The following is a 15078-nucleotide window of genomic DNA, read 5'->3' on the forward strand; positions in this document are numbered from 1 at the left end:
ATATTAATAATATAATTAGAGTAATATCAAGTGATTCTTAGGTTCAGGTGGAGTTTGCTTATAAGGAATACACTTTCCTCCATATGAACCTTAGAAGAACTTATCCAGGTGCGTAGCAGTGCTTATCCCCCATTTTGAAGAAGATAGGGGGTGTTAGCAATGGTAGCAATCGGATAAAAAATGTGCTGCGATTTTGCAGCACATTTTTTTATACCTATGGTGGAGTTACTTATTTTTTAATTCTTTAAACATAGGAATTTTATATAAGTTATTAGTTAGGAATTTCACGCACCAACCTATAAAGTATCCTGTGATTATAGCAGAGATTAAAAGCACCGGTAGATATATGTATATCCTAAAATCTTGAATTACTATAGAAGCTACTAAAAGTTGGCCTATGTTGTGAAATATTGCCCCGCATATGCTTATAGTCCATAGACTTAAGGAATTTTTAAAATATTTGTATAGAAGGATCATAACAATGTTACTTAAAATTCCTCCGGCTATGCTGAACATAAAGGTAGACATTGTCCCACCAAACATAGATCCTAGAAGCGTCCTTAAAAACATAATTAGTAAGGCTTCTTTCCATCCTATAAGTATAAGTGCAGCTAGGGAAATTGTATTTGCAAGTCCTAATTTTATTCCGGGAAATAAAACCGGAACTTGAGTTTCTATTATGTATATGACTAAAGCCATACTTGTTAGAAAGCTTAAAAAAACCATTTTCCTTGTTTTATTCATTAATCACACCTTGATTTTTAATATAATTTTAACTGGATATATCATCGTATTTAGAATTATTTCCCTCTAGTTTAATTATTAATTTATGGGGAAGACATATAATACTTTGACCTGGTTCGGATATCCATCCGGTTTTTACACAAATTTTATCAGGGCAATCTGCGTCTTTTATGCGTATTTTACCATTTTCTATTTCTATCAAATTATAGTGAGATTTATTGTATTTTACTGTAAGTTCTTTTGTGTTTTTTACTTTAGTTAAGTCTATTGTATCTATAATTTTACCATCTTGCTTTATTACAGCTATTTTATGTGAACCCTTTACATATGAACGGTATATAAATACTCCAGCACAACTTGCAATTATTAGTATTAAAATTAATACTGCAGCAATTTTATCCCCTTTTTTCATATTAACACTCCCATGCTTTGTATAATTACAGAAAATTAAGTGATGACCTATCTATGATTTTACTATAACAAAAGGTCATTTACAATGTTACTGTAATAAAAACTTGAATTTTAGTGTGATAAACTATTAGAGTATTTCTACCAATTTAAATAATTAGAATATTAATTCCGATAAAAAAAGACCGTCTCTAGGGAGACAGCCTTTTTTAGTGCAAATAGCTATTGCCATCCAGGGGAATTAGAACTTGAAGCTTAGGATCACGTGATACATTACCTACGGCATATACGCTGTAAAATCTATTTGGAATAATTCTGATATTTGGAATATAAAGAACTTTTTTACCAGAATCGGAGGTAAATACTTCTAACGTGTATTTGCCAGGGCTTACAGGAAGATATCTGGTAACTCCTTTATAAGATACGTTTGGAAACAATACATTTCCATTAGGCAATTTTACATCTACACTAGGTGCGTCTGGGGAAAGATGAACAAATCTTATAAAAGCCTTACCTGGTATCTTAGGACGTCTTACATCTTCTATAGATAGTAAACCCATATTTGGATAATTGCCTATAGAAGACATAGTGAATATTTTCCCAGCAGATATAGGCAGCCTTTTATCCAAAATAGGATTTAAATTATTTCCTGATGGGAAAATTTTTATGTTGTATACCCCTGAAGGTACACTTACATAGTCAGAGAAAGATTTATAGGTTAAATTTTTGAAGATACGCCTATCGTTTAAATACACATCTATTGCAGGAGAATTAGGACTGGCATTTAGAAACCTTATATAAGAAATAGGATCTATTTCAGGCATTCTGTAAAAACTTTCATAGCTGTAATAAGGGCAAATAAACATTACAGTCACCTTTCATTAAATTGATACACTAATAATATATGTGTATTTTAGTATCTGTGATACAATAATAAAGTACTTTAATACTCATTGAAAATATATTTTCCCAAATAATATAAATTTAATGAAGCAGGTACTTTGCTCATATCTATATAATCTACAGGATAATTTCCATCCCAGGGATATATTGATAGATATTTTTCGTTATATACGTTTATCACCAGTTTTTCTTTATTAAAAGTAAAATAAATTATGTAGGCAGCTTTTTGTGGAAGGTCTTTTGGCTTATTTATAAAACAGGTCTTATTTAGATACTTTAACATGTTTTTTATATCTGAAATATTTTCATTCTTTAGTTCTGTTTCGTTGTGAAAATTATTTTCTTCTATAATGCATTTTAAGGAGGAAGACATGGTAAGATTTTTAGCAAGTAAATTGGTATAATAAAAGTTGTTAGGTTTTTTTGTAGAAAACATGTAATTACCTAATTTATAACTGCATCCTGAAAATGCAATAATTATAATTAAAAGTGTACTTAAAAACATAAAAAATTTTTTCATTTATATCACCTGACAAAAGTATTCTAGATAAAGTTATGTTTGTGTTTTGCAGTTTATACCATATAAGATAAAAATTAAAGAATTATATAAAGTGATTCTTAGGTTCAGATGAAGTTTGCTTATAAGGATGACTTTCTCCAGCTGAACCTTATTAACAGTATTCTTAGTGTCTTTAGCACTTAGAATAGGTTATCCTTTAGGGGAAGAGCTTATCCAGGCGTGTAGCAGTGCTTATCTCCCACTTTCGTAGAAGATGGGGGGTAGCAATGGTAGCGATCGGATAAAAAATTTTGATAGTTAAAAGGAGAGATGGGATACCAATGAATTATAAAATAATTGCAATGGATATGGATGGTACTCTTTTAAATGATGATAAATCTATATCGAAATATAATGAAGAAATGATACATAAAGCGATGAGATCAGGTGTGAAGGTGGTTATATCCTCTGGCAGACTTCCTGTAACATTAGGATTTTATATAGATACAGTATTTAAAAATCAGCCTGTAATATGCTGTAATGGGTCTATAGTACTGGATGAAAATAAAAATATTATAAAATCCAATTTATTAGACAAAGAAGCTATTTTAAAAGTTATAGACATTTTAAGAGAAAAAAAAGATACATATTATCATTTTTACAGTGATAATATACTATATAGTGAAAGAGTTAGTCATGCTACAAGAAAGTTTTATAAATTTAATGAGAATATGGATAAAGATTTTAGACTGGAGATAAAGATTATAAAAGATTCTAAAGAGTTTATACAAAATAATGGTTCGTGTATAAATAAAATAGTAGTAATAGATAAGGATATAGATTATTTAAATGAGTTGAGGGAAAAGATAAATAAGGTATCTAAAATTGATACTACAAAATCAGATATACATAACATTGAAATAATCAGTAAAGGCGTTTCTAAGGGGAGTGGATTGAAGTTCTTGGCAGACTATTACCACATACCTCTAAATGAATGTATAGCTGTGGGAAATGATGAAAATGATGAAAGTATGATAAAAGAAGCAGGTCTTGGAATTGCTGTGGCCAATGCAAGGGAATTTTTGAAAAAGTCTGCAGATTATGTGACAGAAAAGGATAATAATAATGGAGCAATAGGGGAAATTATAAAAAAGTTTATCTGAAAGTTATAATATAATTGTATGGGTTTATTATGCTGGATTATATTGGGAGTGATATTTTTGGAACAAAAAAAACAAATTCAAACTAGATTGAAGAAGATAGAGGGACAGATAAAGGGTATTGAAAAAATGATTGAAAATGATATGTGTTGTAAGGATGTTTTAATACAAATTGCAGCAGTGAGAGCAGCAGTAAACAAAGTGGGAGGGTTGATGATACAAAACTATGCAAAAACTTGTCTTTTTGAAGAAGGGGACACGAGATGTAAAAATGATAAAATAGAATCTTTAGTATCAACTCTCACTATGTTTTTAAAATAGAGGTATCTATATTTAACAATGCAATTTAAATTTTTTGTTCTTAAACAATCTCTTTTTAAAAAGTGAAGAAGCTTTAAAGACAGAGGATACAAAAAATACACCTACAGCTATAGTTCCTGCAGTAGCTAGTGTTTTAAGACCAGTTGAAAGGGAAGCATTTATATTGCCCTGTATAGATTGAAGCATTGTGTTATACATACCTCCTCCAGGTACTAGAGGAATAATTGCTCCTATGACGAAAGTTGTTACAGGTGTTTTTAGTATACGAGCCATTATTTCAGAATAAGTAGATGCAAATACTGAAGCTATGAAAAAGCAAACTGCACTTGAAAAATTTATGTGGGAGGAACTAATTAAATATACAAACCAGGTTAATCCACCTCCTAGGGAAGTAAATATTAAGTTTTTACCTCGTACATTCTCTAGTATATTAAAACCAAGGGTGGCAATTAAAGTATATACAGAATTTATTATTATACTTGTTATCATAATTTAAATCCTCCTAAAATAATCCACAATCGCAATATAACACCAGTACCTGCTGCAATTGCTACTGCAACTAAAAAGGCTTCTAATCCCCTTGAAATTCCCGAGATTAAATCTCCTGATATTGTATCTCTTATAGCATTAGTTATTGCAAGACCAGGGACTAATAGCATAATAGAACTTATTATTATGGTATTGGTATGGGATGCTGCATGAAGTTTAGTACACATAAGTGCTATTAAGGTAGCAGTAGCTCCACATATTATGTTTATGAAAAATTCATTTGTCTGAAGAGAGTTAAGTCCTGTAGAAATCAAGCTTATAAGGCAGCCTATAATAAAGGATATTATGAAGTCTACTATATTACCTCCATAGGCTAGACAAAGAAAACTTACAGCAACTCCAGAAAATAGAACATTTGTTTTAAAAGGATAAGGTTTTACTGAATCTATTTTAGACAACTTGTTCTCAATTGCATCTAGAGTATAGCATTGATCTTTAATATGTCTGGAAACGTTGTTTACTTGAGATATTTTTTCTAAGTTTAAGGTTCTTTGTTTTACTCTTTTTACAATGGATATAGTCTGATCATATTCATCTGATGCTGAAACTATAATTACATTCAAGGTTACAAAAGCATCTACATCACATATGTTATAGCTTTTACATATTCTGGTTATAGTTTCTTCTACCCTATATATTTCAGCTCCACTTTTTAGCATTATTTTTCCCGCATAAGCAGCCAAATTTATTATTCTATTTATATCCATGCTCAATCTCCTCATACAAAAAATAAACTATGCATTTATACAGCATAAAAATTCTATCATCTTATAACAATAATGGCAACACTGGAATATTAAAAAATTATAGATTTTCTGAGGTACGAAGAAAGTCATTATTATTTGAACTTTGATATTTGAAGTTTAAACTTTTTAAAGTTTTTTTAACAATGGGTTCTAAAATTACGAATTGCAAATTATTTAAAACTATACTTGTGTAAAAGCAGCTTATAAAGTAATATATTAATAAAGTTAAGCACTAGACAGTATAATTCTTTATTATAGGTAATAATACTGAAAATTTTTTAAAAAAGGAGAGAAAAAAATGGATTTTAGTAGCCTTAAAAATGGTGACAATGCTGTTTATGAAATAATCAAAGAAGAGTATGGAAGACAGGAAAATGGTATAGAACTTATTGCATCAGAAAATTTTACTAGTAAAGCTGTAATGGAAGCAATGGGTTCTTTTCTTACGAATAAATATGCTGAAGGGTATCCTGGAAAAAGATATTATGGAGGATGCTTTGTAGTTGATAAAGTTGAAAATTTAGCTAAGGAGAGGATGAAAGAACTATTTGGAGGAGAACACTTTAATGTTCAGCCTCACTCAGGGTCACAGGCTAACATGGCAGTTTACATGTCAGTTTTGAAACCAGGAGATACAGTTATGGGAATGGATTTAAGTCATGGAGGCCATTTAACTCATGGAAGTAAAGTTAGTTTTTCAGGAAAATTATATAATTTTGTTTCTTATGGGTTAAGCAAGGAAACAGAGAGAATTGACTATGATATGATAAGGGAACTGGCACTTAAATATAGACCTAAGATGATAGTTTCTGGAGCAAGTGCTTATTCAAGGGAGATAGATTTTAGCGCAATAAAAGCTATATGTGATGAAATTGGAGCTTATATGATGGTAGATATGGCTCATATTGCAGGATTAGTTGCAGCAGGAAAGCATATGTCACCAGTACCTTATGCAGACTTTGTCACAACTACTACACATAAGACACTTAGAGGACCTAGGGGAGGAGCTATAATTTGCAAAGAGAAATATGGTAAAGACCTTGATAAAACTATATTTCCTGGCATACAAGGGGGACCTTTAATGCATATTATAGCAGCTAAAGCAGTTTGTTTTGGTGAAGCATTAAAAACTGAATATAAGGAATACATAGACCAGGTTGTTAAAAATGCAAAAATTTTGGGAGAAGAGCTTACAAAGTATGGATTTAGACTTGTAAGCGGTGGAACCGACAATCATCTTCTTTTAGTAGATCTCACCAATAAAAACATAACAGGAAAGGATACTGAGGAAGTCCTAGAGAAAGTAGGTATAACAGTAAATAAAAATGCAGTTCCTTTTGATAAATTAGGGGCAAATATTACAAGTGGAATTAGAATAGGTACTCCAGCGGCAACTACAAGAGGCTTTAAAGAAGAGGAAATGAAGAAAATAGCTTATTTTATAAACAGTGCTGTAGAGAACAAAGATGGTGATCTTTCTAAAATTAAGGAAGAAGTAGTTGAACTATGTCATAAGTTTCCACTATATAATATGAATCTATAAATAAGTAAAGGCTCTCATATCTTTAGCACAATATAATAACTAATTGTAGTCATGTCAAGAATACCTTTAAAAAGGATACTTTTGACATGCTATTTTTAGTTACTTGATTCTTCTGTGATACGCTATTGAAAACTTACTGTTTTTTTTAAATCTTAATAAGTCGGAAAGTGTATAATAATTGATTTGTGCGGTTAATTTCATATATAGTAAATATTACATAAGTCTTAATATATTTTCACCTAGCACTAATTGTTTTTTATGATTATCTTTAATTACTGCTTCTATCATAGTTCTTGATGCTAGGGGATTTCCCCAGGGAGCATCCGAACTAAATAGAACTCTTTCTGGAAGTTCTTCCACAGCTAACCTTAATGCAATAGTTGCATAAACTGCAGATGTATCTAAATATATATTATTTATTTCCTTGGCAATTTCAATAGTATCAAGCCAGTTGAGTCCTCCCATATGGCCAAGTATTACAGGTATATTTGGAGATGCTTTAGCTAAATTTGCGATACCTTTTATGTCACTTAAAGTTAAAGGACTAAAGGTGTGAATCCATATAGGCATTGGCTTAAAATTGTTCATTGAGTTGAATACATTTTTAAGTAAGTTTATACATCCAGAAGCAAGAGTAAATTCACCAATACCTATAAAGTTGTTTTTTACAATTTGATTTTCAATAAAATAGCTGGTTTCATCTTCCGAAATACCAACTGGAACACTTCCAAATCCCTTGAACCTCTTAGGGTTGTTTTTTACAACTGAAGCTAATTCTTTATTTATAATTTTCCTTGATTCTAAAGAATTTGTATTACCAACTAAGATATTGTTTAAAGCTAATATGCCGTTTTTAACTTCATCTACTGTTTTAGCACCTTCTGGGTGTATTGATGTAGCAAATAAAATAGTTAAATCAACTTTTGCTTCGTCCATCATTTTAATTTGTTTTTCAGTAGGTAGCATTACATGTTCGTGACTGTCTATAATCATTTTCATCTATCCCTTCTATATATTGTATATAAAGAGGATAAACCTTAGAGTTGACTCTAAGTCAATGGTGATTTTAAAATTTTTTTATAAATATTTCTTCTATCTATAGAAGCATTAATTAGTTTATCTAATTCTTCTCTTTCACTTTTTAGCTTTTGTATGTGAGTGTCCAATATATTTAATCTTTTCTGAATTATATCATGTACATTTAAATCATTTTTAAAATCTTTTATCATACAGCCTTCTTTAATGATTTCCTTGATATCATCAAGTGACATTCCTATTTTTTTGAAAAATATTAAACACTCTAGATACTTTATATCTGATTCTGTAAAGATTCTAACTCCATTTTTGTCTCTTTTTAACCATGGTAAAAATCCTATCTTTTCATAATATCTTATGGTATAAGAGGTGAGACCTGTTGCAATTGAAACATCTTTTATGGAATAATATTTCATTATAATTACCAACCTTTCTGATATTTCAATTATATAATAATTTGTTAAATACTCAACTTTCGCATATATAGTATATTGTTTAAAATTGAAATAATATTTTATTATGTTTGTACATACAATTTATATTAAAGGAAGTATAGTGGGGAGGATATTATTATGATAAAAAGGGGAAGTTTAATTGAAGTGGAAAATACAAAATATTATGATGATGGACAAATAATTAAGGTATTTTCAAGAGGTGCATGTTTAAGGGATTGTGAGATGGGAGAACAGGCAGAAATAATTACTTTTACAGGACATGTAATTAAAGGCATGGTTTCCCAAAATAAATGCTTTTATAATAGACATTATAACTTAGGTAAAAATGTAAAGGAAGTATTATCAATTAAGGTTCATTAAAGATAAATAAACTAGCATAGCAGTTAGTTATTTTTTTAATATGATTAATGTAAAATATAATAACTTATAACTATATTATTCACAATGGAATATATATATGATATAATATGTACGAACTATTATGACAAAAATACAAAAAACGTTCGAAAAATAAGTAATGAGGAGAGAGTACAATGAGTGTTAAAAGACTATTTGTGGAGAAGAAAAAAGGATTTGACATAGAAGCTCAAGGCCTTATGAAAGATATTAGAGAAAGCCTTAATATTCATGATTTAGAAAATATAAGGGTAGTAAATCGTTATGATATAGAAAATATTGATGATAGTGAATATGAAAGATCAAAGTATATAATATTTTCAGAAAAAACTGTAGATGAAATATATGAAGAAGAATTACAAGCTGAAACGAATGCTAAAATTTTTGCCGTAGAATATCTTCCAGGTCAGTATGACCAAAGAGCTGACTCTGCATCTCAATGTATTCAAATATTAACCCAGAGTGAGAAAACTCAGGTTAAATCTTCAAAAGTATACTTACTTTATGGAAACATATCTAAAGAGCAATTTATGAAAATAAAAAGTTATTGTATAAATCCAGTAGATTCCAGAGAAGCTTCTTTGGAAAAAATAGATCATTTAAGTGAAAAATTAGACGCACCTTCTTCTGTAAAAGTTTTGGATGGATTCGTAGAAAAAAGTGATGATGATTTAAAGGTCATTTTAAATTCACTTGGTCTTGCTATGAGTTTAGAAGATTTAATTTTTTGCAGAAATTATTTCAAAGAAGAAAAGAGAAATCCTACTATAACTGAAATTAAAGTTATAGACACATATTGGTCAGATCACTGCAGACATACAACTTTTACTACTGAATTAAGTAAAGTATCTATAGAAGATGGAAAGTTTTCCAAACCTATAAAGAAATCCTATGAAAATTACTTAAATTTAAGAGATGAGATATATGGGGAAAACAAAAAAACTGAATGCCTTATGGACATGGCTATTATTGGAATGAAAAAGCTCAGAAAAGATGGTAAATTAAATGATTTAGACGAATCAGATGAAATAAATGCCTGCAGCGTAGTTGTAGACGCTGATATAAATGGAAAAACTGAAAAATGGCTCGTAATGTTTAAAAATGAAACTCATAATCATCCTACGGAGATAGAACCTTTTGGAGGAGCGGCAACTTGTCTTGGAGGAGCGATTCGAGATCCTCTTTCTGGAAGATCCTATGTGTATCAAGCTATGAGAGTTACCGGAAGTGGTGATCCTAGAACTAAAATAGAAGATACTATAAAAGGAAGACTTCCTCAGAAAAAAATAACTTTAGGAGCAGCTTCGGGATACAGTTCTTATGGAAATCAAATAGGTCTTGCAACAGGTATGGTTTCTGAAATATATGATGAAGGCTATAGGGCAAAGAGAATGGAAATAGGTGCTGTAATAGGTGCAGCTCCGTTTGAAAATGTAAAAAGGGAAGAACCAAAACCTTCTGATGTGGTAATACTGTTAGGAGGAAGAACTGGAAGAGACGGATGTGGAGGAGCAACTGGCTCTTCTAAGAAGCATACAGAAACATCACTTATTACCTCAGGAGCTGAAGTGCAAAAAGGTAACCCTGTTACAGAAAGAAAAATTCAAAGACTTTTTAGAAAATCAAAAGTAAGCAAGATGATAAAAAGATGTAATGATTTTGGTGCAGGTGGAGTTTCTGTAGCTATAGGAGAACTTACAAGCGGACTTAAAATAAATCTAGATTTAGTTCCTAAAAAATATGAAGGATTGGATGGAACAGAACTTGCAATATCGGAGTCTCAAGAACGTATGGCTGTAGTTGTATCAAAGAAAGATGAAAAGAAATTTATAGAATATGCATCAGAAGAAAATCTTGAAGCTACTACAGTAGCAGAAGTTACAGATGACGAGAAACTTAAAATGTATTGGAAGGGAAAACTTATTTTAGATTTAAGCAGAAAATTCTTAGATACTAATGGGGTTAGAGCAACTACAGAAGTTGTTGTAAAGGCACCGGAGGAAAGTGGTTATTTTGAGAGCAGCAAGAAGTACAAGAATATGAATGACGGCGAGATTTTAAATAAGTGGATTGAAACACTAAAAGATTTAAATGTATGTAGCCAAAAAGGACTTGCAGAGAGATTTGATAGTACTATAGGTGCTTCTACTGTATTTATGCCTTTTGGAGGAAAGTATCAAGATACACCAATAGAAGCTATGGCCGCAAAATTGCCGGTATTAGATGGTAAAACAAATACTGCTACTTTAATGAGTTTTGGATATAATCCGGATATAGCTAAGTGGAGTCCATTCCATGGAGCTTTGTATGCGGTAGTTGAATCTGTAGCTAAAATTGCAGTTTCGGGTGGAGATGTTAACAGTATAAAGCTAACGTTTCAGGAGTACTTTGAAAGACTAGGTAAAGAACCTATTAGATGGGGAAAGCCACTTTCTGCCCTTTTAGGAGCATTACATGCTCAGCGAGGTTTTGAAATAGCAGCGATAGGTGGCAAAGACAGTATGTCTGGAAGTTTTAAAGATATGGATGTACCACCTACTTTAGTATCTTTTGCTGCAGCACTTGGGGAGGCAGATAAACTTGAGTCTCCTGAATTTAAAGGATACAGAAATAATGTAATACTTTTGAAAGCCTCTAAAGATGAATTTGAGTTACCATATTTTGAAGAACTTAAAAAAATGTATAGTGTTGTAAGTTCTATGATAAGAAAAGGCGAAATATTAGCAGCTTCTACTGTTAAAACAGGAGGAATATGTGAGGCTGTAAGTAAAATGAGTTTTGGAAATAGGATAGGAATGAAATTTACAGAACCTATGAAAGGTGAAGAAATTTTTGCACCAGATTATGGTTCCATAGTTGTAGAAATGGATCCATCTGTAGACTTTGAAAAGAGCTTTAAAGGTCTTTCTTATAAGATTCTTGGTGTTACCCAAAAGGAAAAAAATATTAGTGTAAACGGAATTAAAATGAATATTTTAGATATGATAGAATATTGGGGAAAAACTTTGGAAAGTGTATTCCCTACACATACTGAAGTTGAAGATAAAAAGATAAAGTTTGAGCGTTTTGAAAGCAACCATAAAAGTTTTCCAGTTGTAAAAGCTTCTGTACCTAAAGTTATTATACCTGTATTTCCTGGAACTAATTGTGAGTATGATTTGGGAAAGGCTTTTAAAAATGCAGGAGCAGAAGTTGATACTGTTGTAATTAAAAACTTAACTGGAAATCAGATAGAAGAATCAGTAGATCGAATAGTGAGCGGAATAAATTCATCTCAGATTATAATGCTTCCAGGTGGATTTAGTGCAGGAGATGAACCAGATGGATCAGGAAAGTTTATTGCTACTTTTTTTAGAAATCCTAAAATAGCAGAAGCTGTAATGGAACTTTTAAATAAGAGAGACGGACTTATACTTGGAATATGCAATGGCTTTCAGGCACTTATAAAATTGGGACTGTTACCTTTTGGAGAAATAAGGGATATAGATGAGTCATGTCCTACACTTACGTATAATAAAATAGGAAGACATGTATCCTGTATGGTAAATACTAGAATTGTTTCAAATTTGTCTCCATGGTTTAGCAATGTATCTGTAGGGGATGTACATTCAATACCTGTTTCCCATGGAGAAGGAAGGTTTATAGCAAGTGATTCCGTAATTAAAAATTTAAAAGATAAAGGTCAAATAGCTACACAGTATGTAGATTTTCAAGGAAATCCAAGTTATGACATAAAGTTTAATCCAAATGGATCATGTTTTGCTGTAGAAGGTATAACAAGTCCTGATGGAAGAATACTAGGAAAGATGGGACATTCAGAAAGAATTGGAAAAAGTGTTACAAAAAATGTTCCGGGAGTAAAAGACCAAAAGTTATTTGAAGCAGGTGTAAATTACTTTAAATTATAAAGTATAGTTATGGACATATAGACTAATTTTAATATAATTAAGAAGCCTACGGTACTTTTAACATCAGCCGTAGGCATTTCTAATTTGTTAATTAATTATAGTTTTAATATCTCTTTACTGCTATGCCAGCTCTTATTTTGTCAAGATTATTTAAGGTTATATCCAGTCTTTTTAAAGCAACACTCACAAATAGACTATTAATTAATACTAATGATGTAATTCTTGATTCCATAGCTTCACTTCTTACCATTGATTCTTTGCCATATGATGTTAATAATATATCCGAAATCTTCTGAAGAGGAGATTTTTGGTTGCTTGTTATAGAAATGATTTTAGCACCATTTTTCTTTCCTACTTTTATAGAATCGATTAAGTCTTTATTGCTTCCTGAAGTAGAAAAGGCAAATATTACATCATTTCTTTCAGCCATAGCAGCATACATAACTTGCCAATGAGAATCAGAATTGCAAACACAAGGTATACCTGTTCTTATAAACTCATGATATGCATCCAGAGCAACTATCCAAGAACCTCCCATTCCAAAAAACATTAGCTTTTTTGCATTTAATATTAACTTTACCGCTTTTTCCATTTCCGTACTTTCATTCATGCTTATGGCTTTTTGAATACTATGTATACTTGAACTCATGACCTTTTGCATTATTATATACATATCGTCATTTTCTTTAATACCCTCAAAGATATTTTCAACTGGCTTGACTATTGTACTAGCTAGGTTAATTTTAAGATCCTGATAGCCTGTATAGCCCAACTTGTTGCAAAGCCTGAAGATTGTTGTTTCACTTACCTTACTTACATAAGCAAACTCGGTAATAGAAAAATGGATAATACTTTCAGGATTTTCTAGAATATAGTGAGCCGCTTTTTTTTCCGCAGTTTTTAAATTACTATAGATTGCTCTAATTCTTGCTAAACAATCACCAGCTTCTATATTATCCATAATTGCCTCCTTATAATTATTATTTAATTTAGATGTAAAATTCTTAACACATAGGTAATTATAACACAAACATTAATGCAGTGTTTATAAAACGTTAGCGGAATAGTGTAATAGAATTTTATACTGTGAATCATGATTTCTCAATATTTTGAATAACAAACATTAATACAATATGAAAAAAATATTTTTTATACTTGATTATTTTATAGCGTATGATATACTAAATATGAAAATAATTTTCGCAATTTATTAAATTATATAATAAAATAAAGATCTAGCTAGAAGTCGGCTAGAAAGAAGGGAATGAACGTATATGAAAGCAGCTATATATAAAGGAATTGGGAAAATAGAACTTGAGGAAATAGCAAAACCTAAGGTTGAAAAGGGAACAGTATTAATTAAAGTTAAAGCATGTGCAATTTGTGGTGGAGATTTAAGAACTTTTAATTTTGGACATAAATCTATAAAACCACCTATTGTTTTGGGACATGAAATTGCAGGAGAAATTGTTGAAACTGCATCTGATATAGAAAAATATAAGGTTGGTGATCGTGTAATTGTTGCACCAGCTATAGGATGTGGATCATGTTCGTATTGTTTATCAGGATGGCAGAATATGTGTTATCATCGTACTACTATTGCCCATCATTATAATGGAGGCTTTGAAGAATATATGCTTATACCTGCAGCTGCAATCAAAGCAGGCAATATTAATTATATTCCAGATGAAGTAACATATTTGGAAGCATCTCTTGCAGAACCACTGGCATGTGTTTTAAATGCACAGGAAGTTATAAACGTTGGATTAGGAGATACAGTAGCTGTAATAGGTGCTGGCCCAATAGGATGTATGCATGCAGAAGTTGCCAGGGCAAAAGGAGCAGGTAAAGTTTTCTTAATAAATCGTAGTGAAGGCCGTTTGCAAGCAACAAAAAAATTTGGCTTTGATGAATATATATGTTCAGGAAAAGAAGATGCAGTGAAAGCTGTTATGGATTTAACGAATGGACTTGGGGCTAATATAGTAATTGTTACTGCCGGCTCACCTGAAGCTGAAATAATGGGACTTAATATGGCAAGTAAAATGGGTAAAGTTTGTTTCTTTGCAGGATTGCCTAAAGATCAGCCAACAGTTAATCTGGATTCCAATCTTTTGCATTATAGACAGATTACTGTTTTTGGAACATTTTCTTCGGCACCGCGTCATAATGCACTTGCATTAGAAATGATACGCAGTGGAAAAGTTTCTGCTAAGGATATATTAACTCATGTTGTAACACTTGATAAAATAATTGATGGTATGAAATTAGTAAAGAATAGAGAAGCATTACGTGTTAGTGTAGCGCCTTGTATAGATGAAATAAATGATGAATTTAATAAACTCCCAGGTGTAAAGATTGTTAAGTAGTATAAGTTAAAAGTTAAAAAAGATTAAAGATTAATGTATTTT

Annotated in this window: 15 protein-coding genes; 6 read left to right on the forward strand and 9 right to left on the reverse strand. The window is 31.0% G+C overall.

Annotated elements, in window-relative coordinates; translation table 11 throughout:
- Nucleotides 1-225: 225 nt before the first annotated feature.
- The 4 genes from CLAU_RS15820 to CLAU_RS15835 all read right to left on the reverse strand — a co-directional run bounded on the left by CLAU_RS15820 (nt 226) and on the right by CLAU_RS15835 (nt 2575).
- Nucleotides 226-744 (reverse strand): Gx transporter family protein, encoded by a 519-nt coding sequence (locus CLAU_RS15820; protein WP_013237807.1) that lies wholly within the window; start codon nt 742-744, stop codon nt 226-228.
- A 28-nt stretch (nt 745-772) separates the two neighbouring features.
- The gene (locus CLAU_RS15825) at nt 773-1156 is read right to left on the reverse strand and encodes a NusG domain II-containing protein (protein WP_013237808.1); all 384 of its coding nucleotides are present in this window, start codon (nt 1154-1156) and stop codon (nt 773-775) included.
- 205 nt (nt 1157-1361) lie between these two features.
- Nucleotides 1362-2018, reverse strand: coding sequence for a DUF4397 domain-containing protein (locus CLAU_RS15830; RefSeq protein ID WP_013237809.1), 657 nt, complete (start codon nt 2016-2018; stop codon nt 1362-1364).
- A gap of 77 nt (nt 2019-2095) precedes the next feature.
- Nucleotides 2096-2575, reverse strand: a complete 480-nt coding sequence (locus CLAU_RS15835; protein ID WP_013237810.1) for a DUF4883 family protein — start codon at nt 2573-2575, stop codon at nt 2096-2098.
- A 320-nt stretch (nt 2576-2895) separates the two neighbouring features.
- Between CLAU_RS15835 and CLAU_RS15840 the strand changes: the two genes are divergently transcribed.
- Entirely contained in the window at nt 2896-3717 is an 822-nt protein-coding gene (locus CLAU_RS15840) for a Cof-type HAD-IIB family hydrolase (RefSeq protein ID WP_013237811.1), read from the forward strand.
- 18 nt (nt 3718-3735) lie between these two features.
- Complete coding sequence (locus tag CLAU_RS15845; RefSeq protein ID WP_049781880.1) at nt 3736-4035, forward strand: metal-sensitive transcriptional regulator; 300 nt, start codon at nt 3736-3738, stop codon at nt 4033-4035.
- 12 nt (nt 4036-4047) lie between these two features.
- Here the strand turns inward: CLAU_RS15845 and CLAU_RS15850 are convergent, their stop codons facing one another.
- Together CLAU_RS15850 and CLAU_RS15855 are read right to left on the reverse strand one after the other, a co-directional pair.
- Complete coding sequence (locus tag CLAU_RS15850; protein ID WP_013237813.1) at nt 4048-4524, reverse strand: threonine/serine exporter family protein; 477 nt, start codon at nt 4522-4524, stop codon at nt 4048-4050.
- On the reverse strand, nt 4521-5291 hold the full coding sequence (locus CLAU_RS15855) for a threonine/serine exporter family protein (RefSeq protein ID WP_013237814.1): 771 nt from the start codon (nt 5289-5291) through the stop codon (nt 4521-4523). Before CLAU_RS15855 ends, CLAU_RS15850 begins: the two co-directional genes overlap by 4 nt.
- 337 nt (nt 5292-5628) lie before the next feature.
- On the opposite strand from CLAU_RS15855, the gene CLAU_RS15860 reads away from it, so the two are divergent.
- On the forward strand, nt 5629-6873 hold the full coding sequence (locus tag CLAU_RS15860) for a serine hydroxymethyltransferase (protein ID WP_023163065.1): 1245 nt from the start codon (nt 5629-5631) through the stop codon (nt 6871-6873).
- A 213-nt stretch (nt 6874-7086) separates the two neighbouring features.
- On the opposite strand, the gene CLAU_RS15865 is transcribed toward CLAU_RS15860, so the two are convergent.
- Together CLAU_RS15865 and CLAU_RS15870 are read right to left on the reverse strand one after the other, a co-directional pair.
- On the reverse strand, nt 7087-7872 hold the full coding sequence (locus tag CLAU_RS15865) for an amidohydrolase family protein (protein ID WP_023163066.1): 786 nt from the start codon (nt 7870-7872) through the stop codon (nt 7087-7089).
- A gap of 50 nt (nt 7873-7922) precedes the next feature.
- Nucleotides 7923-8324 carry a MerR family transcriptional regulator gene (locus tag CLAU_RS15870; protein ID WP_023163067.1) on the reverse strand — a complete coding sequence of 134 codons (402 nt, stop codon included), beginning with the start codon at nt 8322-8324 and terminating at the stop codon, nt 7923-7925.
- Between the two features lie 156 nt (nt 8325-8480).
- Here CLAU_RS15870 and CLAU_RS15875 point away from each other — a divergent pair, with 156 nt between their 5' ends.
- Nucleotides 8481-8723, forward strand: a complete 243-nt coding sequence (locus CLAU_RS15875) for a hypothetical protein (RefSeq protein ID WP_023163068.1) — start codon at nt 8481-8483, stop codon at nt 8721-8723.
- Between the two features lie 173 nt (nt 8724-8896).
- On the forward strand, nt 8897-12667 hold the full coding sequence (locus tag CLAU_RS15880) for a phosphoribosylformylglycinamidine synthase (RefSeq protein ID WP_023163069.1): 3771 nt from the start codon (nt 8897-8899) through the stop codon (nt 12665-12667).
- 103 nt (nt 12668-12770) lie between these two features.
- On the opposite strand, the gene CLAU_RS15885 is transcribed toward CLAU_RS15880, so the two are convergent.
- Complete coding sequence (locus CLAU_RS15885; protein WP_013237820.1) at nt 12771-13628, reverse strand: MurR/RpiR family transcriptional regulator; 858 nt, start codon at nt 13626-13628, stop codon at nt 12771-12773.
- A gap of 313 nt (nt 13629-13941) precedes the next feature.
- Here CLAU_RS15885 and CLAU_RS15890 point away from each other — a divergent pair, with 313 nt between their 5' ends.
- A complete protein-coding gene (locus CLAU_RS15890) occupies nt 13942-15036 on the forward strand; it encodes a zinc-dependent dehydrogenase (RefSeq protein WP_013237821.1) in 1095 nt (364 codons plus the stop codon).
- Nucleotides 15037-15078 lie beyond the last annotated feature (42 nt).

Origin of the sequence: Clostridium autoethanogenum DSM 10061 (assembly GCF_001484725.1) — a bacterium.
Classification (GTDB): Bacteria; Bacillota; Clostridia; order Clostridiales; family Clostridiaceae; genus Clostridium_B; species Clostridium_B ljungdahlii.

Bases quoted from the DNA above. Each gene is read 5' to 3' on its own strand.
- CLAU_RS15845 (WP_049781880.1), top strand. From the start codon at position 3,736: ATGGGTTTATTATGCTGGATTATATTGGGAGTGATATTTTTGGAACAA.
- CLAU_RS15860 (WP_023163065.1), top strand. From the start codon at position 5,629: ATGGATTTTAGTAGCCTTAAAAATGGTGACAATGCTGTTTATGAAATA.
- CLAU_RS15850 (WP_013237813.1), bottom strand. From the start codon at position 4,524: ATGATAACAAGTATAATAATAAATTCTGTATATACTTTAATTGCCACC.
- CLAU_RS15855 (WP_013237814.1), bottom strand. From the start codon at position 5,291: ATGGATATAAATAGAATAATAAATTTGGCTGCTTATGCGGGAAAAATA.
- CLAU_RS15880 (WP_023163069.1), top strand. From the start codon at position 8,897: ATGAGTGTTAAAAGACTATTTGTGGAGAAGAAAAAAGGATTTGACATA.
- CLAU_RS15825 (WP_013237808.1), bottom strand. From the start codon at position 1,156: ATGAAAAAAGGGGATAAAATTGCTGCAGTATTAATTTTAATACTAATA.
- CLAU_RS15865 (WP_023163066.1), bottom strand. From the start codon at position 7,872: ATGAAAATGATTATAGACAGTCACGAACATGTAATGCTACCTACTGAA.
- CLAU_RS15870 (WP_023163067.1), bottom strand. From the start codon at position 8,324: ATGAAATATTATTCCATAAAAGATGTTTCAATTGCAACAGGTCTCACC.
- CLAU_RS15830 (WP_013237809.1), bottom strand. From the start codon at position 2,018: ATGTTTATTTGCCCTTATTACAGCTATGAAAGTTTTTACAGAATGCCT.
- CLAU_RS15885 (WP_013237820.1), bottom strand. From the start codon at position 13,628: ATGGATAATATAGAAGCTGGTGATTGTTTAGCAAGAATTAGAGCAATC.
- CLAU_RS15820 (WP_013237807.1), bottom strand. From the start codon at position 744: ATGAATAAAACAAGGAAAATGGTTTTTTTAAGCTTTCTAACAAGTATG.
- CLAU_RS15890 (WP_013237821.1), top strand. From the start codon at position 13,942: ATGAAAGCAGCTATATATAAAGGAATTGGGAAAATAGAACTTGAGGAA.
- CLAU_RS15835 (WP_013237810.1), bottom strand. From the start codon at position 2,575: ATGAAAAAATTTTTTATGTTTTTAAGTACACTTTTAATTATAATTATT.
- CLAU_RS15840 (WP_013237811.1), top strand. From the start codon at position 2,896: ATGAATTATAAAATAATTGCAATGGATATGGATGGTACTCTTTTAAAT.
- CLAU_RS15875 (WP_023163068.1), top strand. From the start codon at position 8,481: ATGATAAAAAGGGGAAGTTTAATTGAAGTGGAAAATACAAAATATTAT.